The 22,323-nt window shown below is 61.7% G+C and carries 25 protein-coding genes; 10 read left to right on the top strand and 15 right to left on the bottom strand.

The features are described 5' to 3' along the window. The first annotated feature begins 9 nt into the window (after nucleotides 1-9). From nuoJ to Q7C20_RS08325, 8 genes are all read left to right on the top strand, one after another. Nucleotides 10-513, top strand: coding sequence for an NADH-quinone oxidoreductase subunit J (gene nuoJ, locus Q7C20_RS08360; protein ID WP_016974946.1), 504 nt, complete (start codon nucleotides 10-12; stop codon nucleotides 511-513). Between the two features lie 2 nt (nucleotides 514-515). Then, the gene (gene nuoK / locus Q7C20_RS08355; RefSeq protein ID WP_003174727.1) at nucleotides 516-824 is read left to right on the top strand and encodes an NADH-quinone oxidoreductase subunit NuoK; all 309 of its coding nucleotides are present in this window, start codon (nucleotides 516-518) and stop codon (nucleotides 822-824) included. Continuing rightward, the gene (gene nuoL / locus Q7C20_RS08350; RefSeq protein WP_375066718.1) at nucleotides 821-2,674 is read left to right on the top strand and encodes an NADH-quinone oxidoreductase subunit L; all 1,854 of its coding nucleotides are present in this window, start codon (nucleotides 821-823) and stop codon (nucleotides 2,672-2,674) included. The genes nuoK and nuoL overlap by 4 nt, the downstream gene beginning before the upstream one ends. A 39-nt stretch (nucleotides 2,675-2,713) precedes the next feature. After that, a complete protein-coding gene (gene nuoM / locus Q7C20_RS08345; protein ID WP_375066717.1) occupies nucleotides 2,714-4,246 on the top strand; it encodes an NADH-quinone oxidoreductase subunit M in 1,533 nt (510 codons plus the stop codon). 7 nt (nucleotides 4,247-4,253) lie between these two features. Further along, nucleotides 4,254-5,717 (top strand): NADH-quinone oxidoreductase subunit NuoN, encoded by a 1,464-nt coding sequence (nuoN, locus tag Q7C20_RS08340; protein ID WP_348058460.1) that lies wholly within the window; start codon nucleotides 4,254-4,256, stop codon nucleotides 5,715-5,717. 238 nt (nucleotides 5,718-5,955) lie between these two features. After that, nucleotides 5,956-6,306: a toxin gene (locus Q7C20_RS08335; protein WP_122719565.1), complete on the top strand. Its 351-nt coding sequence runs from the start codon at nucleotides 5,956-5,958 to the stop codon at nucleotides 6,304-6,306. After that, nucleotides 6,296-6,610, top strand: a complete 315-nt coding sequence (locus Q7C20_RS08330; protein ID WP_375066716.1) for a helix-turn-helix domain-containing protein — start codon at nucleotides 6,296-6,298, stop codon at nucleotides 6,608-6,610. The genes Q7C20_RS08335 and Q7C20_RS08330 overlap by 11 nt, the downstream gene beginning before the upstream one ends. A gap of 624 nt (nucleotides 6,611-7,234) precedes the next feature. Then, nucleotides 7,235-7,471 (top strand): DUF6555 family protein, encoded by a 237-nt coding sequence (locus Q7C20_RS08325; protein ID WP_078743344.1) that lies wholly within the window; start codon nucleotides 7,235-7,237, stop codon nucleotides 7,469-7,471. 30 nt (nucleotides 7,472-7,501) lie between these two features. On the opposite strand, the gene Q7C20_RS08320 is transcribed toward Q7C20_RS08325, so the two are convergent. Then, complete coding sequence (locus tag Q7C20_RS08320; RefSeq protein WP_375066715.1) at nucleotides 7,502-7,699, bottom strand: DUF6021 family protein; 198 nt, start codon at nucleotides 7,697-7,699, stop codon at nucleotides 7,502-7,504. Between the two features lie 14 nt (nucleotides 7,700-7,713). Then, nucleotides 7,714-7,890, bottom strand: coding sequence for a hypothetical protein (locus Q7C20_RS08315; protein WP_348058452.1), 177 nt, complete (start codon nucleotides 7,888-7,890; stop codon nucleotides 7,714-7,716). A gap of 118 nt (nucleotides 7,891-8,008) precedes the next feature. Here Q7C20_RS08315 and Q7C20_RS08310 point away from each other — a divergent pair, with 118 nt between their 5' ends. After that, nucleotides 8,009-8,530: a DUF3087 domain-containing protein gene (locus Q7C20_RS08310; RefSeq protein WP_375066714.1), complete on the top strand. Its 522-nt coding sequence runs from the start codon at nucleotides 8,009-8,011 to the stop codon at nucleotides 8,528-8,530. 93 nt (nucleotides 8,531-8,623) lie between these two features. On the opposite strand, the gene Q7C20_RS08305 is transcribed toward Q7C20_RS08310, so the two are convergent. Then, nucleotides 8,624-9,988, bottom strand: a complete 1,365-nt coding sequence (locus Q7C20_RS08305; protein WP_375066713.1) for an MFS transporter — start codon at nucleotides 9,986-9,988, stop codon at nucleotides 8,624-8,626. An 846-nt stretch (nucleotides 9,989-10,834) separates the two neighbouring features. On the opposite strand from Q7C20_RS08305, the gene Q7C20_RS08300 reads away from it, so the two are divergent. Next, on the top strand, nucleotides 10,835-13,651 hold the full coding sequence (locus Q7C20_RS08300) for a winged helix-turn-helix domain-containing protein (protein ID WP_375066712.1): 2,817 nt from the start codon (nucleotides 10,835-10,837) through the stop codon (nucleotides 13,649-13,651). Between the two features lie 318 nt (nucleotides 13,652-13,969). On the opposite strand, the gene Q7C20_RS08295 is transcribed toward Q7C20_RS08300, so the two are convergent. The 12 genes from Q7C20_RS08295 to Q7C20_RS08240 all read right to left on the bottom strand — a co-directional run bounded on the left by Q7C20_RS08295 (nucleotide 13,970) and on the right by Q7C20_RS08240 (nucleotide 22,309). After that, on the bottom strand, nucleotides 13,970-15,016 hold the full coding sequence (locus tag Q7C20_RS08295; RefSeq protein ID WP_375066711.1) for an EscU/YscU/HrcU family type III secretion system export apparatus switch protein: 1,047 nt from the start codon (nucleotides 15,014-15,016) through the stop codon (nucleotides 13,970-13,972). A 3-nt stretch (nucleotides 15,017-15,019) separates the two neighbouring features. Beyond that, the gene (sctT, locus tag Q7C20_RS08290; RefSeq protein ID WP_375066710.1) at nucleotides 15,020-15,832 is read right to left on the bottom strand and encodes a type III secretion system export apparatus subunit SctT; all 813 of its coding nucleotides are present in this window, start codon (nucleotides 15,830-15,832) and stop codon (nucleotides 15,020-15,022) included. Between the two features lie 6 nt (nucleotides 15,833-15,838). After that, on the bottom strand, nucleotides 15,839-16,108 hold the full coding sequence (sctS, locus tag Q7C20_RS08285) for a type III secretion system export apparatus subunit SctS (RefSeq protein WP_078743366.1): 270 nt from the start codon (nucleotides 16,106-16,108) through the stop codon (nucleotides 15,839-15,841). A 36-nt stretch (nucleotides 16,109-16,144) separates the two neighbouring features. Continuing rightward, the gene (sctR, locus tag Q7C20_RS08280; RefSeq protein WP_375066709.1) at nucleotides 16,145-16,801 is read right to left on the bottom strand and encodes a type III secretion system export apparatus subunit SctR; all 657 of its coding nucleotides are present in this window, start codon (nucleotides 16,799-16,801) and stop codon (nucleotides 16,145-16,147) included. Then, nucleotides 16,798-17,805, bottom strand: a complete 1,008-nt coding sequence (sctQ, locus tag Q7C20_RS08275; RefSeq protein ID WP_375066708.1) for a type III secretion system cytoplasmic ring protein SctQ — start codon at nucleotides 17,803-17,805, stop codon at nucleotides 16,798-16,800. The genes sctR and sctQ overlap by 4 nt, the downstream gene beginning before the upstream one ends. After that, complete coding sequence (locus Q7C20_RS08270; RefSeq protein ID WP_375066707.1) at nucleotides 17,802-18,248, bottom strand: hypothetical protein; 447 nt, start codon at nucleotides 18,246-18,248, stop codon at nucleotides 17,802-17,804. The genes sctQ and Q7C20_RS08270 overlap by 4 nt, the downstream gene beginning before the upstream one ends. Nucleotides 18,249-18,333: 85 nt before the next feature. After that, nucleotides 18,334-19,656 carry a FliI/YscN family ATPase gene (locus Q7C20_RS08265; RefSeq protein WP_375066706.1) on the bottom strand — a complete coding sequence of 441 codons (1,323 nt, stop codon included), beginning with the start codon at nucleotides 19,654-19,656 and terminating at the stop codon, nucleotides 18,334-18,336. Continuing rightward, nucleotides 19,653-20,237, bottom strand: coding sequence for a type III secretion system stator protein SctL (sctL, locus tag Q7C20_RS08260; RefSeq protein WP_375066705.1), 585 nt, complete (start codon nucleotides 20,235-20,237; stop codon nucleotides 19,653-19,655). The genes Q7C20_RS08265 and sctL overlap by 4 nt, the downstream gene beginning before the upstream one ends. Next, nucleotides 20,234-20,848, bottom strand: coding sequence for a type III secretion protein (locus Q7C20_RS08255; protein ID WP_375066704.1), 615 nt, complete (start codon nucleotides 20,846-20,848; stop codon nucleotides 20,234-20,236). Before Q7C20_RS08255 ends, sctL begins: the two co-directional genes overlap by 4 nt. Then, nucleotides 20,845-21,627, bottom strand: a complete 783-nt coding sequence (gene sctJ, locus Q7C20_RS08250) for a type III secretion system inner membrane ring lipoprotein SctJ (RefSeq protein WP_375066703.1) — start codon at nucleotides 21,625-21,627, stop codon at nucleotides 20,845-20,847. The genes Q7C20_RS08255 and sctJ overlap by 4 nt, the downstream gene beginning before the upstream one ends. A 4-nt stretch (nucleotides 21,628-21,631) precedes the next feature. Beyond that, nucleotides 21,632-22,066, bottom strand: coding sequence for a hypothetical protein (locus Q7C20_RS08245; RefSeq protein ID WP_348058426.1), 435 nt, complete (start codon nucleotides 22,064-22,066; stop codon nucleotides 21,632-21,634). Nucleotides 22,067-22,075: 9 nt separating this feature from the next. Then, a complete protein-coding gene (locus Q7C20_RS08240; protein WP_078743373.1) occupies nucleotides 22,076-22,309 on the bottom strand; it encodes a hypothetical protein in 234 nt (77 codons plus the stop codon). Nucleotides 22,310-22,323: the final 14 nt, after the last annotated feature.

The following is a 22,323-nucleotide window of genomic DNA, read 5'->3' as shown; positions in this document are numbered from 1 at the left end:
GGAAGAAAGATGGAATTCGCTTTCTATTTCGCGTCCGGTATTGCAGTAGTGTCCACGCTTCGCGTGATCACCAACACCAATCCTGTGCACGCCCTGCTCTACCTGATCATTTCGTTGATCGCCGTGGCCATGACCTTTTTCGCTCTCGGCGCACCGTTCGCCGGTGTGCTGGAAGTGATCGCCTACGCCGGCGCCATCATGGTGCTGTTCGTGTTTGTGGTGATGATGCTCAACCTCGGGCCGGCTTCGGTCGCCCAGGAACGCGTCTGGCTCAAACCCGGCATCTGGCTCGGCCCGGTAATCCTGGCAGCCCTGCTGCTGGGTGAACTGCTGTATGTGCTGTTCGCTCACCAGAGCGGCCAGGCCATCGGCCACACCACCGTAGACGCGAAGGCCGTGGGCATCAGCCTGTTCGGCCCGTACCTGCTGGTGGTCGAACTGGCTTCGATGCTGCTGCTCGCTGCAGCCATCACCGCCTTCCACTTGGGCCGCAACGAAGCCAAGGAGCAATGACGATGCCTGCTATCCCTTTGGAGCATGGTCTGGCGGTTGCCGGCATCCTGTTCTGCCTTGGCCTGGTCGGCCTGATGGTTCGCCGTAACATTTTGTTCGTGTTGATGAGCCTGGAAATCATGATGAACGCCGCGGCATTGGCGTTCATTGTGGCGGGTGCACGTTGGGGCCAGCCGGATGGACAAGTCATGTTCATCCTGGTGATCAGCCTGGCAGCCGCCGAGGCCAGTATTGGCCTGGCGATCCTGCTGCAACTGTATCGTCGCTTCCACACGCTTGATATCGACGCTGCCAGTGAGATGCGCGGATGAACATGATCTTTCTGACTTTCGTATTTCCCCTGATCGGTTTCCTGCTGCTGTCGTTCTCTCGCGGCCGCTTCTCGGAAAACCTCTCGGCGCTGATCGGCGTCGGCTCGATTGGCCTGTCGGCGATTGTTGCCGCCTATGTCATCTGGCAATTCAACGTGGCGCCACCGGAAGGCGGCCACTACACCCTGGTGCTGTGGCAGTGGATGTCGGTGGAGGGCTTCAAGCCCAACTTCGCCCTCTACGTCGACGGCCTGTCGATCACCATGCTTGGCGTGGTCGTCGGTGTGGGCTTCCTGATCCACCTGTTCGCGTCCTGGTACATGCGCGGTGAGGCCGGTTACTCGCGCTTCTTCGCCTACACCAACCTGTTTATCGCAAGCATGCTGTTTCTGGTGCTCGGCGATAACCTGTTGTTCCTGTACTTCGGCTGGGAAGGCGTGGGCCTGTGCTCGTACCTGTTGATCGGTTTCTACTACAGCAACCGCAACAACGGTAACGCGGCACTCAAGGCCTTTATCGTCACCCGCATCGGCGACGTGTTCATGGCCATCGGCCTGTTCATCCTGTTTCAACAGGTGGGCACGCTGAACATCCAGGAACTGCTGGTGCTGGCACCGCAGAAATTCCAGGTCGGCGACTTCTGGATCACCCTGGCCACCCTGATGCTGCTGGGCGGCGCTGTCGGTAAATCGGCGCAACTGCCACTGCAAACCTGGCTGGCGGATGCGATGGCCGGCCCTACCCCGGTTTCCGCACTGATTCACGCGGCAACCATGGTAACGGCCGGTGTCTACCTGATCGCACGGACCCACGGCCTGTTCACCCTGGCACCGGACATCCTGCACCTTGTAGGCATCGTCGGTGGCGTGACCCTGGTGCTGGCCGGTTTTGCTGCGCTGGTACAGACCGACATCAAGCGGATCCTCGCCTACTCGACCATGAGCCAGATCGGCTACATGTTCCTGGCCCTGGGCGTTGGCGCCTGGGACGCGGCGATCTTCCACCTGATGACCCACGCCTTCTTCAAGGCCCTGCTGTTCCTCGCGTCCGGTGCGGTGATCGTTGCCTGCCACCACGAGCAGAACATCTTCAAGATGGGCGGCCTGTGGAAAAAACTGCCGCTGGCCTACGCCAGCTTCATCGTCGGTGGTGCCGCGCTGGCAGCCTTGCCGTTGGTGACCGCAGGTTTCTACTCCAAGGACGAAATCCTCTGGGAAGCTTTTGCCAGCGGTAACCAGAACCTGCTCTACGCAGGGCTGGTGGGCGCGTTCATGACCTCGCTGTACACCTTCCGTTTGATCTTCATCACGTTCCACGGTGAAGCCAAGACCGAAGCGCACGCAGGCCATGGCATCTCGCACTGGTTGCCATTGTCGGTGCTGATCATCCTGTCGACCTTCATTGGCGCCATGATCACTCCACCACTGGCTGGCGTGCTGCCGGAGAGCGTCGGTCACGCCGGTGGCGCAGACAAGCACAGCCTGGAAATCGCCTCGGGTGCCATTGCCCTGGCCGGGATCCTGCTGGCAGCGCTGCTGTTCCTCGGCAAACGTCGCTTCGTTACGGGTGTTGCCAACAGCGGCATCGGCCGTTTCCTTTCGGCCTGGTGGTTCGCTGCCTGGGGCTTCGACTGGATCTACGACAAACTGTTCGTCAAACCCTACCTTGCCATCAGCCATGTACTGCGCAAAGACCCGCTCGACCAGACCATCGGTTTGATCCCGCGTGCCGCCAAGGCCGGTCACACCGCCTTGAGCCGCAGCGAGACCGGCCAATTGCGCTGGTATGCAGCTTCCATGGCCGTGGGTGCCGTGCTGGTGATCGGCGCCATCGTAGTGGTAGCAGTCTGATATGAACTTTGCGAACTTGCGAAAGGAAACGAGCCCGTCATGATTCTGCCCTGGCTAATCCTGATCCCCTTTATCGGCGGCCTGCTCTGCTGGATGGGTGAACGCTTCGGCGCCACCCTGCCCCGCTGGATTGCGTTGCTGACCATGTCCCTGGAACTCGCACTCGGCCTCTGGCTGTGGGCCCATGGTGACTATTCATTCGCGCCGGCACCGGGTGCCGATCCCACCTTCGCGCTTGAATTCAAGCACGTGTGGATCGAGCGCTTCGGCATCAACGTGCACCTGGCCCTCGACGGCCTGTCGCTGTTGATGATCCTGCTCACCGGCCTGCTGGGTATCCTCTCGGTACTCTGCTCCTGGAAAGAAATTCAGCGTCACGTGGGCTTCTTCCACCTGAACCTGATGTGGATTTTGGGCGGCGTAGTCGGCGTGTTCCTTGCGCTGGACCTGTTCATGTTCTTCTTCTTCTGGGAAATGATGCTGGTGCCGATGTACTTCCTCATCGCGCTCTGGGGTCACAGTTCTTCGGACGGCAAGAAAACCCGGATCTACGCGGCGACCAAGTTCTTCATCTTCACCCAGGCTTCCGGCCTGATCATGTTGGTGGCGATCGTCGGCCTGGTACTGGTCAACTTCAACAGCACCGGCGTGATCACGTTCAACTACGCCGACCTGCTGAAAACCAAGATGTCGCTCACCACTGAGTACATCCTGATGCTCGGTTTCTTCATCGCCTTCGCGGTGAAGCTGCCAGTCGTACCGTTCCACTCCTGGCTGCCGGATGCTCACGCCCAGGCGCCAACAGCAGGTTCGGTCGACTTGGCCGGTATCCTGTTGAAGACCGCTGCGTATGGTTTGTTGCGTTTCGCCCTGCCGCTGTTCCCGAACGCCTCGGCCGAGTTCGCGCCGATCGCCATGACCCTGGGTCTGATCGGGATCTTCTACGGTGCGTTCCTGGCGTTCGCGCAAACCGACATCAAGCGTCTGATCGCCTTCTCGTCCGTTTCCCACATGGGTTTCGTACTGATCGGTATCTACTCCGGCAGCCAGCTGGCGTTGCAAGGCGCCGTGATCCAGATGTTGGCCCACGGTGTTTCGGCTGCGGCCCTGTTTATCCTGAGTGGTCAGTTGTACGAGCGTCTGCACACCCGTGACATGCGTGAAATGGGTGGCGTGTGGTCGCGCATCGCGTACCTGCCGGCGATCAGCCTGTTCTTCGCCGCCGCATCCCTGGGCTTGCCGGGCACCGGTAACTTCATTGGCGAGTTCCTGATCCTGATGGGTGCCTTCGTGCAAACACCGTGGATCAGCGCCATTGCTACCTCCGGCCTGGTGTTTGGTTCGGTTTACTCGCTGATCATGATCCACCGCGCCTACTTCGGCCCGGCCAAGTCCGACACCGTCCTGCAAGGGATGGATGCTCGCGAACTGATCATGGTGCTCGGCCTTGCGGTACTGCTGATTTACATCGGCGTGTACCCGCAACCGTTCCTGGACACTTCTGCCGCGACGATGCATGGCGTGCAGCAGTGGTTCGGCACCGCCTTCTCTCAACTCGCTTCGGCCCGGTAAGAGCGCTATGGAATTCACGATCCAACACTTTATCGCGCTTGCGCCGCTGCTGATTACCAGCCTCACCGTTGTGGCGGTGATGCTGGCAATCGCCTGGCGCCGCAATCACTCACAAACGTTCCTGCTGTCGTGTGCCGGTTTGAACCTGGCCCTGCTGTCGATCATTCCGGCCCTCAAGGTCGCGCCACTGGCGGTGACGCCATTGATGATGATCGATGACTTCGCGCTGCTGTACATCGCGTTGATCCTCGTGGCGACACTGGCCTGCGTCACCCTCGCCCACGCCTACCTCGGCGAAGGCGGCACCGGCTACCCGGGCAACAAGGAAGAGCTGTACCTGCTGATTCTGCTGGCTGCGGCCGGCGGCATCGTGCTGGTCAGCGCACAGCACCTGGCCGGATTGTTTATCGGCCTGGAACTGCTGTCGATCCCGACCTACGGCCTGGTGGCTTACGCCTTCTTCAACAAGCGCTCGCTGGAAGCCGGCATCAAGTACATGGTGCTGTCGGCTGCCGGTTCCGCGTTCCTGTTGTTTGGTATGGCCCTGCTCTACGCAGAAGCCGGCAGCCTGAGCTTCACCGGTATCGGTCACGCCCTGGCGGCTACCGGCATGCCTGCGCCCATCGCCCAACTGGGCCTGGCCATGATGCTGATCGGCCTGGCGTTCAAGCTCTCGCTGGTGCCGTTCCACTTGTGGACCCCTGACGTGTACGAAGGCGCTCCGGCGCCAGTCGCCGCGTTCCTGGCGACCGCGTCGAAAGTGGCTGTGTTTGCGGTAATGGTGCGTCTGTTCCAGATCTCGCCTGCCGCCAACACCGGCGTGCTGAGCGACGTGCTGACGGTGATCGCGATTGCGTCGATCCTGTTCGGTAACCTGCTGGCCCTGACCCAGAACAACCTCAAGCGTCTGCTCGGTTATTCCTCCATCGCTCACTTCGGCTACCTGCTGATCGCCCTGGTGGCGAGCAAAGGCCTGGCCGTGGAAGCCATGGGCGTGTACCTGGTCACCTACGTGATCACCAGCCTTGGCGCGTTTGGCGTGATCACGCTGATGTCCTCGCCGTTCAAAGGCCGTGACGCCGATGCCCTGTACGAGTACCGCGGCCTGTTCTGGCGCCGTCCGTACCTGACCGCCGTACTCACCGTGATGATGCTGTCCCTGGCAGGCATTCCGCTGACGGCGGGCTTTATCGGCAAGTTCTACATCGTCGCTACAGGTGTTGAAGCCCACGAATGGTGGCTGGTTGCGTCCCTGGTGCTGGGTAGCGCGATTGGCGTGTTCTACTACCTGCGCGTGATGGTGACCCTGTACCTGATCGAGCCAAACCTGCGCCGTGTGGATGCCGAGTTGCACTGGGAACAGAAAGCTGGCGGCGTAATGCTGCTGGCCATCGCCCTGCTCGCGTTCTTCCTGGGTGTGTACCCACAACCGTTGCTCACCCTGGTGCAGCACGCGGTGTTGGGCGTTTGATCGCTTAGCAAAACGTAGTAAACACAACGGCGCCCTCGGGCGCCGTTTTGCGTTTAAGCGGCCGCTGCTTTTACCCTCCCCGACTCACGGAAATTTCCTCCTCGGTCTGACTCCTTATCTGGCATCCACCCGATAAAGGCCGCCGTATGGTGTTTGTGTTTTAGGAAAGTTCCCACAACACGGTCACTTGACCTCAGGTGCGTGGGCCCACAAAATATACGCAGGCTACGTACAGAACATGGATGCTCTATTTATCGAACTGCCGGCCTTCGAGCGGCATCGCAAGGACTATCTGAGCGACGAGCTTTTCCACGGTTTTCAGCAGGAGCTGATGAAAAACCCGGAAGCTGGCGACGTGATCGAAGGAACAGGCGGGCTGCGAAAGGTTCGCTTCGTTGATGAACGACGAAACAAAGGCAAGCGCGGTGGCCTGCGGGTCATTTACTACTGGTGGTCAGGAGGCACGCAGTTCTGGTTATTCACCCTGTACGGCAAGCATGAACAGGACGACCTGGCGCCACACCACAAAAAAGCGCTTAAACACATGCTGGACAGGGAAATCAAAGCGAGAACACATCATGAAACGTGAAATCTTTTCCGAGCTGGTCGAAGGCTTCGACGCCCTGGCGGACGCACGCCAGGGAAAAATCACCCTGCGGACCCACAAAGTTCATCTCAACAAACTGGAGCCGCTCACCGCCGAGGAAGTCGTCGCGGTGCGCCAACAACTCAACCTCTCGCGGTCGGTGTTCGCCATGTACCTGCGCACCAATACACGCACCCTGGAGAATTGGGAGCAAGGCCGCGCCAAACCCAATGCCCAGGCCGTCACCTTGATCCGGCTGGTGGCGCAGTTTCCGGAAACCGTTGCACAACTGGCAGCCTTGAGCTGAAAAACAATGCACGAGCTGTGAGCGGGCCTGCTGTGATGAGCGGTACTTCCTGTGGCAAGCGGTGCTTCCTGTGGCGAGCGGGCTGTTGTGGCGAGCGGGCTTGCCCCGCGTTGGAGTGCGCAGCGCTCCCGCTCTTTTTGGGGCCGCTACGCAGCCCAACGCGGGGCAAGCCCGCTCGCCACAGCGGCCTATCGTGCGCAAAAGATTCGAACCACTCTGCATCGCCCTGGAAAAAACTTGCCAAAGCTTCTGACTCAACGCTCCTGAACATTAGCCACGATTAAGCCATCCAGCGTCTCGCGAAGCCACGGATGCATCGGCACGCAAATGCCAAACGTAGCTTGCAGCAAGGTCAGCAACTCGTCGGCACTCTCGATGACACGCTTGTCACTCGGCCGGTCCAACCAGTGAGTCGCGTAGCTGGCACCGTTCAAAGTATGCCGTTCACCTGGGCCCACAAGGTGTACGTACCTTCGTAGAAGGTCAGCCGAGACGGTTCGTGGGCCGTGGCCTTGGGCGCGTGGCGAGAACGTGACTATGCCGCGCTCGCCGGGGATTTGTCATTTTTGGAATGAACCTTTTTAAGCGCCAACCTATCCATCTATAACAAGACAGGGAGGCAATATGAGTACCGCAAAAATCTACACCATTAACTATCAGCTGCACGGTCAACCAAAAACATTCGTGGTGCGCGCCGAAGTGATGAACAACGCCGAGGCCTGGCACTGGGCGGCCGTTGACGCCGACATTGCGCACGTCAGCCGTATCGGCCGCGTGGGTCACGAACAAGTGAAGAAAACCACCCGGCCCTGGGCGGAGAAGTTCGGTATTACCGACGTCACCTGGATTGCACCCAAATAAACAAAGCCCCGCACATGGGCGGGGCTCAGATCATTTCTTTAAGTCGCCCAACGGATCGTAGGGCGGCTTTTTTTCTTTCTTATCCTTATCCTTGTCCAGCGGCGCGATAGCAGCGCCGATGGGGTCGACCTGCGGGTCGGCCACATCCGGTGAATCCGGGTCGAAGCCCAGCTCATCCTTCCCGCTGCCATGCTCGCCTGAACGCGGGCCTTCTGGTGGATTACTCACGGCGATCTCCTCGGTTACAAAGGGCGGGCTTTGTCGTGCAGGTTTTCCAGGTCTTCTTCGACTCGTTCCACATCATCGTCATGACGCTCTGCCGGGTCGTTGGGGCGCAACGCATCGTTGTCGCGCTCCTCTTCACCGGGTGTACGGTCAGGATTCGGGGTGCCGGGCGGCGGCTGCTTGTATTCACTCATGATGGTTCACCTCAATGGGTCTACACAGATTTAGAGAAACCGCCGTGAGCCATCGTTCAACTTGATTGCCACAAGCATGCGAAGATGCCACCCCGCCCCACGCTGAGACCAGACCCGGATGTTCGAGCTCAAACCCTGTGACCCCGTCACCTTTCGCCAGCAGACCCGCCGCAGCACCCTCATCGTCGCCGCACTGTTTATCGCCCTGGCCATGCTGCTGTCGAGCCTGGCGGTGCTGCTGTTCGGTGAGCCCGGCGGTGACAATTTTCGCTTTAATGTCGGCGGCGTGTTTGCCGGGGTGTTGATCACGCTCGCCCTGGTGCGTGGCCCGTTCTGGACGCAGCCGTGGTTCGCGCCGGCGGTGTATGGCTGGCAGCTCAAGCGCAGCCTGATGAGCGTGACGAATGTGATGCACAAGGTCACCGAACGGGTACAGGCCAACGACCCGACCGCCATCAAGGTGCTGCGTTTTTACCATTTGGGATTGACGCAAATGCATGCGCTGGACGCCAATTCCAGTGCCCAGGCGCAACTGGTCGGCGAAATCGAGGCGCACCAGACGAAGATGCAGGCATTGGGGATCGACACCGAGCAAACCCGGCTCGACCCCGCCTGGCTGGAAAGCCTTAAAAGCGTTTAAGCGACCCCGCCTGCGAGGTTTTCTTGATGGGGCACACGCGACCTGATGTCCATCAGTTGGAAACCTTCCCGAGCAAGGTTTTACACCGATCAATCACGCCTTTTTGCCGTAGGGCAACAGACGCAACACACTGGCCACGGCGCCCACCAGCGCGAACCCGCAACCCAGCCACAGCGCGTACTCCGGGCCGCTGCCCAACGACAGGTGGAAACAGAACGCCACCAACGACGCCCCCAGCGTCTGCCCCAGCAGGCGCGAAATCGCCACGATGCCGCTGGCGCCGCCACTGCGGGCCAACGGTGCACTGGTCATGATGGCTTTGAGGTTGGGCGACTGGAAAAAACCGAAACCGGCGCCACACAGCGCCATGCGCCAGCCGATATCAAAGGCCGAGGCGTCATTGCCCAGGCTCGCCAGCGCGGCCATGCCAATGCTGAGCATCAACAGCCCGATGCCGCACAACATGCCCAGCGACAGCCGATCCGCCAGGCGCCCGGCCACCAGCGCCATGACCGCAACAACTGCCGGCCACGGCGTCATCAGAAAACCGGTTTCCACTTGGCTGTGCCCCAGCACTGCCTGCAACAGGAACGGCAACGACACAAACGCCAGCCCTTGAGCACTGAAGGCGCAGATAGCGGTGAGGGAAGACAGCGCAAACACCGGGCGCTTGAACAGGTCCACGGCGAGCATCGGCGCCGGGTGCCCGGCCTCGCGGCGCAACAACAGAGCGCCGCAAACCAGCGCAGCGGCGATCAACCCGAGGGTCAGCGCACCTTGCGCACCATGCACTGCCGTGCCCAGGCCCAACACCAGCGCGGCAAACAACCCGGCACACAACACAGCCGAGAGACGGTCGAAGGCATGCCCGGTTATTGGCAGTATTGGCAACGCACGCACGCCCAGGCCCAGCGCCAACAGCCCCAGCGGCACATTGATCAGGTACAGCCAATGCCAGGTCGCAACCGACAGGATCGCCGACGCGGCGGTCGGCCCGAGCGTAAACGCCAACCCCACCACCAGCGAGTTATAGCCAAGCCCCCGCCCAAGCATTTTCGAGGGGTAGATATGCCGCAGCAACGCCGTGTTGACGCTCATCAGTGCCGCCGCGCCAAGCCCTTGAGCGACGCGCGCGGCCGTCAAGGTCAACAGCGACCCGGCCAGCCCACAGAGCAGCGACGAGACAATAAACAGCAGCAACCCACCGAGGTACACCCGACGGTGCCCCAGCACGTCACTCAAAGAAGCAAACGGCAGCACCGTGGCGATAATCGCCAACTGATAGGCGTTGACCACCCAAATCACCGAGGCCGAATCGGTGCCAATGCCTTCGGCCAGGGTCGGCAACGCCGTGTTGACGATGGCCGTGTCCAGCGTGGCCATGCCGATCCCCAAAGACAGGGCGATCACCGCAGGCCAGCGTTTATTGGAGGGCAACCCATCGGCAACAGAAGACATGAACAATCCACGCAAATAACGAAGGCCACTAGAGTACGGGCAGACGAAATTTTTTTCAGTGGCCTATTGCCTGGCTGTCAATATTTTCATGTTCACCTGGGAGCACATCTCCCCCTGTGGTGATCAGGCCTGCTGTGGCGAGCGGGCTTGCTGTGGTGAACGGGCTTGTTGTGGCGAGCGGGCTTGCCCCGCGTTGGAGTGCGCAGCGCTCCCACTCCAGTCACCTCAGTTTCCTGAAAATGCCTGGGGCCGCTTCGCAGCCCAACGCGGGGCAAGCCCGCTCGCCACCAAAAACTCACCCAACCCAACCCAACCCAGTTCGGCCAACACGTCCAATGCAACCGCCACAGCGTTAAACGCCGGGCATGTATCCGGTTTGTGTCGCAAACACGACAGAACGTCATGCACGTGCATCAGGCTGGTGCGGGGTTACAGTCCGTCCCCCAGCCAATAAAACCACGCCAAATCACCGCCGTTTTATTCGGCATCCCGAACGACACAATTGGAAATATTCGCCTTTCCGAACGACTACCTGTTCTGGCCTCCCAGGACCACAAAAATCACCATGAATTTCATGCGGTTGTTATCAAGTTCGTTACATGCCAACTGGCATACATTCTGCTTTATCCATGTTTCTAGTAATAAAATGTTTCAGGTTTGAGACAGTCTCATCCACTGAAACCTGATGCGCGTTACCCCAATAAAAACGACATGCCCCAAAGAAGGGCAGGCTCTTCGACACTTTGATCGACATCAACTTTCCAAGACTGCTGCTGCACATCTGCACCCAAAAGGGCGAATGGCGTGATTGCCAATAACAAGCCCGACTATAAAAAGGACGAACTGATGAGCTCAAGCAAGCACCATGCTGTGTCCTCCATGGACGCAGACCATTCAACCCTGGCCTTGGCCGAGAGCGCTATCGCTTTCGGCCCCTTTTTGTTACTGGCACGCCAGCACGTGTTGCTGCGCAATGGCGAGCCCGTCACCCTGGGGAGCCGCGCCCTCTACCTGCTGATCGCCCTGGTCAGCCGTGCCGGCGAGTTGCTGGAGAAAGCCGAACTGATTTCCTTTGCCTGGCCCAAAGTGGTCGTGGAGGAATGCAACCTGCGGGCGCAGATCGTCGCCCTGCGCCGGGCCCTGGGCGACGATGGCAACTTCAGCTACATCGTCACCGTGCCGGGTCGGGGTTACCGCTTTGTGGCGCCAATCACCGTGCAGGCCGTGGGCGAAGAGAGCGTGCCGCTGCCCATTGCGAAGCTTGAAGAACCGAGCCTTCCGGCGCCTGCCGGCGAAGTGATCGGCCGTGACCCGTTGATCGCCCAACTTGCCGGCCAAGTCATCAGCCAGCGCTTCGTGACCATCACCGGCCCCGGCGGCATCGGCAAGACCACTGTGGCCATGGCCGTGGCGCATCACCTGGCCAATGAGTTCAACCTCGACACCTGCTTCGTTGACATGGCCCCCGCCACCGGCGGGCAATGGGTCGCCCATATGCTCGCCAGCGCCCTGGGCATTCAGGCCATCAGCGAAGACCCGCTGCACAGCATTGCCGCCACCCTGGCCGAGCGCCGCCTGCTGCTGGTGCTCGACAACTGCGAACACGTGCTGCCCGCCACCGCCGACGCCGTGGAAACCCTGCTGCGCAGCGCACCGCATTGCTGCGTGCTGACCACCAGCCGTGAACCGCTGCGCGCCGACGGCGAACGCGTGCACGACCTGGCGCCGCTGCAAGTGCCGGACGAAGACGCCAGCCTCAGTGCCTGCGAAGCCCTGGCCTGGTCCGGCGTGCGCCTGTTTGTGGAGCGCGTTCGCGCCCTCGATCCCGACTTCGTATTCAACGACGCCGACGTGACGGCGGTCTGCGCCATTTGCCGCAAACTCGACAGTAACGCGCTGGCCATCGAAATCGCCGCCGCGCGCGTGCGCACCTTTGGCATCCAGGACCTGGTCGGCCTGCTCGACGGCAGCTTTCGTCTGCAAATGACTGGCCGACGCACCGCCCTCGCCCGCCATCGCTCCCTCAGTGCCACACTGGACTGGACCTATGGAATGCTCAGCGACGATGAGCAGGCGATGCTGCGCCAATTGGCGGTGTTCACCGGCTCCTTCACCCTCGACGCGGTCAAGGCCATGACCGCCAGCAGCACCCTCGACCCGCGCAACGCCCTGCCCTTGCTCGAAAGCCTGATGGACAAATCGCTGCTGATCGCCGGTGAATCGCAATTGCTCAAGCGCTATCGCCTGCTGGAAACCACCCGCGCCTATGCCCTGGAAAAACTCAACGAGCACGGTGAGGCCAATTCCACCGCGCAGCGTCACGCCCACTACGCCCTCGGTGTATTGCAGGAAGCCGGCGATACCCTCGACGGCCTCTCCCCGGAAACCTGGATCGCCCTCTACGGCCCCGAAAGCAACACCATTCGCTCGGCATTGGAGTGGGCCTATTCGCCCACCGGCAATCTGCCCGTTGCCATTGAACTGACCCTGGGCGGCGTACCGTTGTGGTTGCGCCTGTCACTGGTCAGTGAGTGCCGCACGTGGGTCGATAAAGGCCTGGCGAGCGACGCCGAAACCCCGTTACCGGTGCGGCAGCGCATGCTGTTGCAGACCGCCTTGGCCAGCGTGCTGATGCTGACCTACGGCACCGGCGGCCCGATGCGCGAAGCCTGGCGCCAGGTGCGCGAAGACGCCTGCGACATCGGTGACGCCGAGCACAAATTGCGCGCGTTGTGGGGCTTGTGGACCGACCGCTGCGGCTGCAACCAATACACCGAAGCGCTGGAACTGGCCGAGCGTTACATTGCCCTGAGCAACAGCGGTAACCAGCAATTGCTCGGCAAACGCATGCGCGCCGTGGCCTTGTTCCATATGGGTGACCTGGCCGGCGCCCGGCAGAATATCGATGAAGCCCTCGGCGCACCGTCGGCGCCCCGCTCGCACATCATTGACGTGCATTTCGACCAACGCATCGCCGCGCGCTGCCTCAAGGCCAAGGTCCTGCTGCTGGAGGGCGACGTCGACCCGGCGTTGCGCCTGATCGGCAACTGCGTGGATGAAGCCATCTCACTCGATCATCCGGCAACCCTCTGGTACACCCTGTGCCTGGGCGCCATTCCCCTTGCATTACTGGCCTCGAACCTGCCCAAAGCTCGCCATTACCTGGGGCTGCTACAAGACAGCACGACTGGCCAGGACCTGCATATCTGGCGGCAGTTTCGCCGGTGCTTTGAAAGCATTTTGCTGATTCGCGAAGGGTCGCCGGAGGAAGGCGTACCGCAACTGGGTGAGGCACTGCACCAGTTGCAGGGCCAGGGTGACAGCCAGCTCTATAGCATGCTGCGGTGTGAATATGCGCTGGGTTTGGCGCGCCTTGGCCTGGAGAAACTGGCGCTTGAAATGTTGGAAGACACGCTGCAATTGGCCCTTGGGCGGCACGAGCGGTGGTTTGGGCCGCAGATGTTGCGGATCAAGGCGCAGCTGACGTTGCGTCAGGGGCATTATGGGTCGGTGGACAAGGCCAAGGTATTGTTGCGTCAGGCCTGGGTGGATGCGCAGTTGGCAGGGGCGCACTTTTGGCGGGCGCAGATTGCTACGGATCTGGCGCGGTTGCAGGAGCCCAAGTTGAGGATTGCTTCGCTTCCTCGGTTTCAGCATCGCTGAGTGCCTATCCGTGGTTCAGGTAACGGCTGAAATCGGTTCCGCTCTTACAGCCGTCCCTTTCAAGGTCTTTAGGCAGAACAGGCGATAAGTACCTTGTGGCGAGCGGGCTTGCCCCGCGTTGGGCTGCGCAGCGGCCCCAAAACCAGCGGCCGAGGAGTGTCTGACTCACCGCATTCTTCCTTTCCAGGGTCGCTTCGCAACCCAACGCGGGGCAAGCCCGCTCGCCACAGAGACAGTGTTCGCACTATCAGACAGATTTCCAAAGACCTTGAAAGGGGTGGCTCTTACAGCCGGCCCCACGATTTCAATGTGGTTGAATCAGATCAAGCGTGCGGCGACGAGCCAATCTGCCACGGCCTGGAACGAGGCATCCGGCACGGGGTCGCCGGGTACGGTCCGGCGGGCAATTTCTGCCGCCAACGTTTTATCCGGCGCATGGGGAATGCCGAGGTCGTAGGCTTCCTGGAGCATCAACAACGCCTCCTCGGGTGACGCTCGACAGACAATCACCGGCACCGGTGTCTCCCCGCGCACGTAGCGCACGCCAATCACCCAGCCATCGGTGGTGCCGATCATCATCGAGGCGCGACCCAAGCCGAGCTTGGTGGCCAGGGCCTGCATTTCATTGCGCTGGCGGCGGCGTTCGCTCTTGATCAGCGGGTCGCCGTCGATGTCTTTGCGTTCGCGCTTGGTTTCACTGCGGGTCATTTTCATGTCGCAGCCAAACAGCCAGCGCTGCATGATCACGTCCACCGCGCCCACCAGGATGAACGCGCACAGCACGGTGAACACCAGCGGCTTGAGCACCAGAAAAAACGTCGACTCCATGCATTCGGCACCACAGCGCGACGATTCCATCAGTGCCTGCAATGCGTGTTTGCCAATCACGTAAAACGCGATCGCCAGCACATGCACCTTGATCAAACCCTTGATGAACTCCACCAGGTTGCGCAGGGCAAAGATCTTCTTCATGCCCTCCGCCGGGTTGATGCGTTTGAACTCGGGTTTGATCGGGTCCACCGAGAACACAAAGCCGCGCATGGTGATGATGTTGGTCAGAATCACCACGCCGGTGGTCACCGCCATCACCGGCAGGGTGATGCCTATCACCAGTTGCTCGGCATGGTCGAGCACGCGCGGCCACACGGTGGCGAACGGTTCGACATAGATTTGCGCGGTGAGGTCGATCAGCGCCGTGACCTGGGCCTTGGCCCGCGGCGCGAGGATGGAAATGCACAGGGTGCAGAACAGAATCACCATGCCCGACACCAGGTCCTGGCTCTTGGCGACCTGGCCTTTCTGGCGCGCGTCCTTGAGCTTTTTGTCCGTGGCCGGCTGGGATTTCTCTTCGCTGGTATCGGCCATGGGCTACTCCATGCCTGCCAGGGTTTTGAGCAGCTCGACGGTGCCGCGAAATTCTGCCAATTGATCAAGCATCAACGGGATCAAAAAGCCGATGTAGATCACCATCAGGATGCTGAAAAACAGGTTCTTCACCGGCAGTGACAGGTCAAAAATATGCAGGTTCGGCGCCATCCGCGACAGGTACGCCAACATCAGGTCAGTGATCAGCAACGCAATCAGCAACGGCGACACCATCAGCACACCGACGCGCATGATCTGGTCGAGGATCGACAGCACCGCCAGCAGCGCAGAGCTGGCAAATACCGGAGTAAACGAGGTCACCGGCCATAGCTGGTAGCTGTGGTAATAGCCGTCGACCATCAGGATAAAACCGCCGGACATGAAGAACAGTGTGATCAGCATCACCGTCAGCAAGGTCGCCATCACGCTGGACTCCCCGGACGACAACGGGTCCACCAGTTGCGCCATGGTCGAGCCGCGTTGCAGGTCGATCAACTCCCCCGCCACCTCGGCGGCCCAGAACGGAATACCGAACAGCAGCCCAATCAAAATACCGATCAAAAACTCCTTGATCAGCAACCCGGCAATAAACACGCTGCCGTGTTCGGGCATGGCGGTCAGCGCTTCGAACACCGGAAAGAACATCGGAATGGAAATGGCCACGGCCACACAGCCGCGAATCATCCCGGTAAGGCCCAAACGGTTGAACGCCGGGGTGATCACCACCACGCCCATGGCGCGGCAGGCGGCGAGCGAAGCCGAGCTGATCACCGGGTAGGCGACTTCCAGAAACTGCGCGGTCAGGCTGGCATCCATGGGCGGTCAGCGCGTCCACATCGGGAAGTTATCCAGCACCTGGCTGCCGAGTTCGGCGACCTGCCCGGCAAGCACCGGGCCGAGGAATACGATGGTCAGCAGCACCGCCACCAGCTTCACCACCTGGGGCAACGTCTGATCCTGAATCTGTGTGAGTGCCTGGAACAGACCCACGCTCAAGCCCACGATAATCGCCACGCCCAGCGCCGGGGCGGAGAGCATCAGCACCGTCATCAGCGCCTGTTTCATCAACGATAAGAAAACGTCCTGGCCCATCACTCACCCCTTCAATGCACACTCACCCTGCAGGGTTCAGCCGCCGTAACTCAGAATCAAACCGTGCATCAGGCGCGACCAGCCACTTAACGACACGAATAAAAAGATCTTCAGCGGGATAGAGATCAGGTTCGGCGAGACCATCGACATGCCCATCGCCATCAGCACGTTGGACACCAGCAAATCCACCACCAAAAACGGGATATAGAGCAGGAAGCCAATCTCGAACGCGCGGGTCAGTTCCGAGCTGACAAACGCCGGGATCAGCACCACCAGGTCATCGTCACGCAGGTCGGCGCGGGCTTGCGGCGACCAGATGGTCTCGGTGGCCTGCACAAAAAAGCCGCGCTCGGATTCATTCGCGAAGCGCTTCAGGTGCGCCTGCAACGGTGGCCGCAGCGCATCACCCAAATCCTTGAGCTGCTCCACATGCTCGATGTTGAGGTCGCGGCCCTCCACTTGCCGGTACATGTCGCCAATCAACGGCGTGGTCACGTACACCGACAGGATCAATGCGATGCCGTACAGCACCAGGTTCGGCGGCGTCTGTTGCACGCCAAGGGCGTTGCGGATCAGGAACAGCACCACCGAGATCTTCATGAAACCGGTGAGCGTCACAACCGCCAACGGGATCAGACCGATCGTCGCAACAACCAGGATGATCTCGATCAGGTTCGGCTGATAACCGGTCATGGAGTGGCAAAACTCAGCAGGCGCACACCCAGGCCGTCACCGATTTTTACCAGTTGGCCCTGGCCGACGCGGCGGCCGTTGACCATCAGGTCGACGTTATCGACGCCGTGGCTGTTGAGCTGCAACAGACTGCCGGCGCCCAGCTCGCGCAATTGCGCGAGGGTCAGTTCCAGGCTGCCCACCTGACACACCAGTTTCAGCGGCAAGTCATCCAGGGCCGCACTCGCATCAACGTCAGTCATCGTGTTCTCCATGTCCAAAAGGGGCGCTTTCAATTCTTCCAGCAGGCGCAACGCGTCACTTTGGTGTTCGCAGCGGGCCTGCAAGCGGCCGTCCAGGTCGAGCAGCAAGCCCGAGCCTTGTTCCAGCATCAGCACATCACCGGGGCGCAGGCTGCGCAGTTCGCCGAGGCTCAGCCACTGCCGCCCCGCTACCACGGCCAGGGTCTGGCGCAGCGCGGGCAGCGGGTCGGGTTCAATTTCGCCGTAGTGCGCGAGCAGCTGCGCCACCAGCACGGCGGCACCTTCGCTCAGGTCCAGTTGCGCGCTCATGGCAGGCCCGTTGCCGAAGCTCAATTGCAGGGCCAGGTGCACGGCAAAGGGCCGTTGTTCCAGACCTTCGGTGGCTTCGAGCAATTGCACCGGGTGGCCGAGCAGCGGCTCCAGGGTCTCGATCAGGTCGAGTAGCGCCAGCTCCAGCAGCAACGAGCGCGGCAACGACGGCAGTTGCTGCGCATCGAACTGCAACGCCAGCGGCACCATCACCTGTTCAAGGGCGGCCGCCGACACGCGCAGGCGCACCGGGGCGCGGCCGAGCAACAACAGCACATCGCGCGGCGCATTCAGGCTGTGCGACTCGGCGGCCCAGCTCACGCGCAGGTCCTGCCCGGCGCAACGGCCCTGCCAGGCGCGACGGCGGCGGTGCAGCTGGTTATGCAGCGCCAGCAACGCCGGATCGTAGTGGGTCAGCCACGGCGACAGTGAGTCGGCAAGGGCTGCGATCATGTGCCAACGCCTTCATCGCGCAACTCACCGATGCGGCGCTCATCGCTTTCGCGGCCTTCGACCAGGCTTTGCCAGGCGTCGGACTGGCGCTGGCGGCTGAGGCGCTCCTGACGAAACAGGTCACGCTCGCGCTCCTGGCTTTGCAGGGTGGTGGACACGTGGGTGACGTCGTTTTCCAGCACTTGCTGGTCATCCGACAGCCCGCGCAGGCGGTCTTGCGCGGCCTGCCAACTGGCCACCGACAACCCTTCGGTGAGGGACGCATACACCTGACGCGCTTCCTCGGCGATGGCTTCGCGGTGCAGGCGCAGTTGCTCCTTGGCGTCGGTGAGTACGCCGTGGGTTTGCTCGCAGCGCTGTTGCTGGGCTGCCAACTGGCTGGCGGCGCGTTGTTCGCGCAGCACCCGCAGGGTTTGCAGGGTGCGCAATTCACTGGTTTTCATTGGATTAGCTCCTTCTTCATGCCGGCACAACAATTCTGTAAACCCATGCAGCTCCCACAAAGGGTCGAGGTACATCCCTGGGGTCTCATGCCAACACCTGGCGCATGCGGATCAGGGTCTGTTCCAGACTGCTCGGCTCGCCGGCGTTCTGGCGCAAAAAGGCTTCGATAGCCCCATGGCGGGTGATGGCTTCGTCGGCCAACGGGTCGCTGCCGGCGGAGTATTCACCCACGCGGATCAGCATCTCGATCTCGCCATAACGCGCCATCAGTTCACGGATGCGCATGGCCAGGCGTTTGTGTTCTTCACCGGCAACCTGCTCCATCAAGCGGCTACGGCTGCGCAGCACGTCGACCGCCGGAAAGTAGTTGCGCTGGGCCAATTCAGCGCTGAGGGCGATGTGCCCGTCGAGGATCGACCGCGCCTCTTCAGCCACTGGGTCACTGGCGGCATCGCCTTCGGTGAGCACGGTGTACAGCGCAGTGATGCTGCCGGTGGGGCCAGGGCCGGCGCGCTCCAGCAGGCGCGGTAAGGCCGAAAAGAACGACGGCGGGTAACCGCGCCGCGTTGGCGGTTCGCCCACTGCCAGGCCGATTTCCCGCTGGGCGCGGGCGAAACGGGTCAGGCTGTCCATCAGCAGCAGCACATTGCGCCCCTGATCGCGGTGGTATTCGGCAAGCGTGGTGGCAACAAACGCGGCCCGCACGCGCTCGGCCGCCGGACGGTCCGACGTGGCGACCACCGCCACGGTGCGCGCGCGGGCCTGGGCGTCGAGTTGCACGTCGAGCAGCTCGCGCACTTCCCTGCCCCGCTCGCCGATCAGGCCGATCACGATCACGTCGGCTTCGCTGTTGCGGATGATGCTGGCGAGCAATGAGGATTTGCCCACGCCGGGCTCGCCAAAGATGCCCATGCGTTGGCCCTGGGCCAGGGTCAGCAAGCCATCGATGGAGCGGATGCCCAACGCCATCGAACGCACGATTAACTGCCGCGAAAACGGCGCAGGCGGTTCGGCGTGCAACGGGTAGCGCTGCAAGGCCACGGTCGGTGGAGTGCCGTCGCCATCGAGGAAATCGCCCATGGGGCTGATCACCCGCCCGAGCTGCGCATCGCCGACCGCCACACCCAGGGTCTCGCCGGTGGCGGTGATTTGCGTGCGGGTCGACAGGCCTTCCATGGAACCGATGGGCGACAGGATTGCTTCGTCGCCATCAAAGCCGATCACCTCGGCGCTGAGGCTGCGACCACTGCCCGGGTCGCGCAGCTGGCACAACTCACCGATGCTCGCGCCGGCCACACTGGCGCGCAGCAACACGCCGCGAATGCTCAATACCGTGCCGTGCATCGGCCGCAGCCGCGCCTGAGCCAGGCGCTCATTCAAGCGCGGCAGCAACTGCTCAAGGTTCATGCCACACCCTCTTCGGCGAACGGCAACAGGCTGCGGCGCAGGGTTTGCAACTGCGCTTCAACGCCCAGTTCGACGGAACCGGCGGCGCTGCTCAGTCGCGCCTGACCGGCGCTCAACTGTTCATCGGCGTCCACGGCGATGGCCAGGCCTTCGAGCTTGAGACGCTGGCGCAAGGCGTCCACTTCAGCGGGCGCAACCCACAGGGTCAATGCCTGGTCCTGACGAAACGCGCTCAACGCCTGACGCGTGCAGCGCACCACGCGGTCGGCATTGTCCAGTTCACCGAGCACCTCGCGCACGATGCCCAAGGCCAGGTCGGCCAGTGACGTTTCCAGGCTGCTCAAGTAGTGCTGCACCTGGGATTGAGTCTGCACGAGCAATTGCGCAACCTGCTCGGCGCCCTCTTGCCGTGCGCTCTCAAACCCTTCGGCGCGGGCGGCTTGCAGCCATTCGTCGCTGTCGGCCTTGACCTGCGCGGCCTGGTCTTTGGCCGCTTGCAGAAAGGCAAAACCCTCCGTCCACAGCGCGGCGTCTTCAGCGCGCAAGATGCGCGCGGTCGGGCGGCTCGGTAACTCACTCATCGGGCAATGTCCTCGGCGGCAAGGCACGCGGCAGCGGCCTGAACGATCTCCAGGTCGCGGGGCAGGCGTGCGCTGTGGCCCTGGGGAAAATCGAAACGCAAACGCAGCCAGCCCTGAAAATCGGCGTGCTGAGCCTGCAGCCAGGCGGCGACACAGCCTTGACCGTCGCGGTCGATGGCTTCGATCAGCTCGGCGGGGTCGCGCAGCAAATCCGCCGCGCCACCCAGCTGCCGCAGCGCCAGGGCTTGACTGAATACCTCGGCGCCGAGGCCTGCGCGCAACTCGTTGACCACATCACGACGGATCTCGCGGCTCAAGGTCGAGGCATGCCAGATGGCACCGCACAACCTCGGCAGGCGGGCAAACTGCGCGTGCGACAGCAGCAACACCGGCAAGTCAGCGGCCAATGGTGAAACAAGCCGCTCCAGCGGCGCCAACTGGTAATGGCTGACCAGCAATTTTTCCAGGCGCTGGCGAAACCGTGGCTGGGCCTGCATGGCCTGCAGTGCCTCATCCGGCAGGTCATAGGCAAAACACGCGCCCAGGCTCGACCCGCGCACAAACTTCAAGGGCTCGGCGATCAGCCCTCGCCAGCGTTCAAAAGGGCTCATTCACCCTCCTTGAGCACATACAGCGCCTGGGATTGGCGCCGCGCCCAGTGCTGGCGAGCCAACACGCCCAGTGCGCCAAGGGCGATCAGCAACAAGCCACCAAACATGAAGCGCGCCTGGGGCACATTGTCTTCCAGCATCCACAGGCCCATAAAGCGTGCGAGTCGCGGCTGCGCGGGGTTCTGGCTGATGGCAACGGCGGCCTTGATCGCCGTCACCGAGACGCCGTCGTAGCTCAAGCCGGAGATGCCGTTGGCCACCAGCGTCTTGATTTGCGGGATCAGCGTATTGATATCGGTGCCGGGGTCGTAGCGCACCAACACCGAGGCCGACGACGGCGAAATCACGCGTTTGAGCAAGTCATTGTCTGGCAGCACCACGTGCACACGGGCGGCGACGATGCCGTCGATCTGCGACACCGAGTGCGACAGTTCTTCGCTCAGGGCATAGATCATCTGCGCCCGCTCCTGCACTGGCGACGACACCAGGCCATTGCCCTTGAACACCTCGCCCATGTTGGAAAAACTTTGCTGCGGCAGGCCAGCGTTGTCGAGCAGGGTCATGGCCTCGGCGAAGCGCTCCTCATCGACCACGACCTTGAGCTGGCCGTTGTCCTGGGTCTTGCGCTCCGCCGGAATGCCGCCGCGCAGCAGCACTGCGACCATGGCGTTGGCGTCGCGCTCACTGAGGTTGGTGTAGAGGTCGGTGTTGCACGCCTGCAACAGGCTGGCGAGCAAGCCAATCAGCAACAGGCGCAGGGCACGGTTTTGGCTTGGCATGGCGTTATTGACCCTTGAGCAACGTGTTGGCGGAACCGGAAATCTGCGTCGCACCGCGCACCACCATCTGGGTTTCGATGGAGTAGTCGAACATCTTGCCCAGGGAATGGACGATCTGATCGACCTGTTGCTCGCCGACTTTTTTTCCCGGTTCAGCTTGCGGCGAAGCACTCGCCGTACGAATTTCCGCGGAGGCCGGTGGTGGCGCCGACGGGTTGTTGGTGAGCACATCGGCGCGCTCGGAAAACGCCCGCGTGCGGTCGATAAAACTGTTCATGCGCTCCATCAAGCCTGAGCCGATCTGGTGCGGGCTCGCGCCTTCGGGCATGCCCTTGGCGGTATTGGCCATGTGCTCGAACAGATTCTGCGAGGCCCCGGCGGGCCCCGCGCCGGCGGACGGCGGCAAGGCCGAGGCGCCAGCGGCGAGACTGATAGTCATGGGCGTTTCCTACTCTTCGTCGTCATCGGACATGGCGTCGTTCAGCAGTTCCTGCATCTTCGGCATGATGATGAACTGGCCACCGATGGTGACGGCCTGGGTGATCAATGCATCGTTGAATTCCGCGTCCGTGGTTTCCGTCGGTTTGTCGGCAGCCTTGGCGTTATCCACCGCGGCATTGAACTTGGCTTCAGGGCTGGCGCCACCCGGGGCGAGGTTGCTGTCTACGGCCGTTACAGACATGGTGCTGCTCCTTT

The sequence above is a fragment of the Pseudomonas sp. AMR01 genome, from assembly GCF_041946035.1.
Classification (GTDB): domain Bacteria; phylum Pseudomonadota; class Gammaproteobacteria; order Pseudomonadales; family Pseudomonadaceae; genus Aquipseudomonas; species Aquipseudomonas antarctica_B.
The sequence above is the reverse complement of the archived record's forward strand: the minus strand, read 5'-3'. Positions and strand labels throughout refer to the sequence as shown.

What these genes read in the sequence shown, in the direction of transcription:
- nuoJ (WP_016974946.1), top strand. Translation starts at nt 10, where the DNA reads ATGGAATTCGCTTTCTATTTCGCGTCCGGTATTGCAGTAGTGTCCACG.
- nuoK (WP_003174727.1), top strand. Translation starts at nt 516, where the DNA reads ATGCCTGCTATCCCTTTGGAGCATGGTCTGGCGGTTGCCGGCATCCTG.
- nuoL (WP_375066718.1), top strand. Translation starts at nt 821, where the DNA reads ATGAACATGATCTTTCTGACTTTCGTATTTCCCCTGATCGGTTTCCTG.
- nuoM (WP_375066717.1), top strand. Translation starts at nt 2,714, where the DNA reads ATGATTCTGCCCTGGCTAATCCTGATCCCCTTTATCGGCGGCCTGCTC.
- nuoN (WP_348058460.1), top strand. Translation starts at nt 4,254, where the DNA reads ATGGAATTCACGATCCAACACTTTATCGCGCTTGCGCCGCTGCTGATT.
- Q7C20_RS08335 (WP_122719565.1), top strand. Translation starts at nt 5,956, where the DNA reads ATGGATGCTCTATTTATCGAACTGCCGGCCTTCGAGCGGCATCGCAAG.
- Q7C20_RS08330 (WP_375066716.1), top strand. Translation starts at nt 6,296, where the DNA reads ATGAAACGTGAAATCTTTTCCGAGCTGGTCGAAGGCTTCGACGCCCTG.
- Q7C20_RS08325 (WP_078743344.1), top strand. Translation starts at nt 7,235, where the DNA reads ATGAGTACCGCAAAAATCTACACCATTAACTATCAGCTGCACGGTCAA.
- Q7C20_RS08315 (WP_348058452.1), bottom strand. Translation starts at nt 7,890, where the DNA reads ATGAGTGAATACAAGCAGCCGCCGCCCGGCACCCCGAATCCTGACCGT.
- Q7C20_RS08310 (WP_375066714.1), top strand. Translation starts at nt 8,009, where the DNA reads ATGTTCGAGCTCAAACCCTGTGACCCCGTCACCTTTCGCCAGCAGACC.
- Q7C20_RS08305 (WP_375066713.1), bottom strand. Translation starts at nt 9,988, where the DNA reads ATGTCTTCTGTTGCCGATGGGTTGCCCTCCAATAAACGCTGGCCTGCG.
- Q7C20_RS08300 (WP_375066712.1), top strand. Translation starts at nt 10,835, where the DNA reads ATGAGCTCAAGCAAGCACCATGCTGTGTCCTCCATGGACGCAGACCAT.
- Q7C20_RS08295 (WP_375066711.1), bottom strand. Translation starts at nt 15,016, where the DNA reads ATGGCCGATACCAGCGAAGAGAAATCCCAGCCGGCCACGGACAAAAAG.
- sctT (WP_375066710.1), bottom strand. Translation starts at nt 15,832, where the DNA reads ATGGATGCCAGCCTGACCGCGCAGTTTCTGGAAGTCGCCTACCCGGTG.
- sctS (WP_078743366.1), bottom strand. Translation starts at nt 16,108, where the DNA reads ATGGGCCAGGACGTTTTCTTATCGTTGATGAAACAGGCGCTGATGACG.
- sctR (WP_375066709.1), bottom strand. Translation starts at nt 16,801, where the DNA reads ATGACCGGTTATCAGCCGAACCTGATCGAGATCATCCTGGTTGTTGCG.
- sctQ (WP_375066708.1), bottom strand. Translation starts at nt 17,805, where the DNA reads ATGATCGCAGCCCTTGCCGACTCACTGTCGCCGTGGCTGACCCACTAC.
- Q7C20_RS08270 (WP_375066707.1), bottom strand. Translation starts at nt 18,248, where the DNA reads ATGAAAACCAGTGAATTGCGCACCCTGCAAACCCTGCGGGTGCTGCGC.
- Q7C20_RS08265 (WP_375066706.1), bottom strand. Translation starts at nt 19,656, where the DNA reads ATGAACCTTGAGCAGTTGCTGCCGCGCTTGAATGAGCGCCTGGCTCAG.
- sctL (WP_375066705.1), bottom strand. Translation starts at nt 20,237, where the DNA reads ATGAGTGAGTTACCGAGCCGCCCGACCGCGCGCATCTTGCGCGCTGAA.
- Q7C20_RS08255 (WP_375066704.1), bottom strand. Translation starts at nt 20,848, where the DNA reads ATGAGCCCTTTTGAACGCTGGCGAGGGCTGATCGCCGAGCCCTTGAAG.
- sctJ (WP_375066703.1), bottom strand. Translation starts at nt 21,627, where the DNA reads ATGCCAAGCCAAAACCGTGCCCTGCGCCTGTTGCTGATTGGCTTGCTC.
- Q7C20_RS08245 (WP_348058426.1), bottom strand. Translation starts at nt 22,066, where the DNA reads ATGACTATCAGTCTCGCCGCTGGCGCCTCGGCCTTGCCGCCGTCCGCC.
- Q7C20_RS08240 (WP_078743373.1), bottom strand. Translation starts at nt 22,309, where the DNA reads ATGTCTGTAACGGCCGTAGACAGCAACCTCGCCCCGGGTGGCGCCAGC.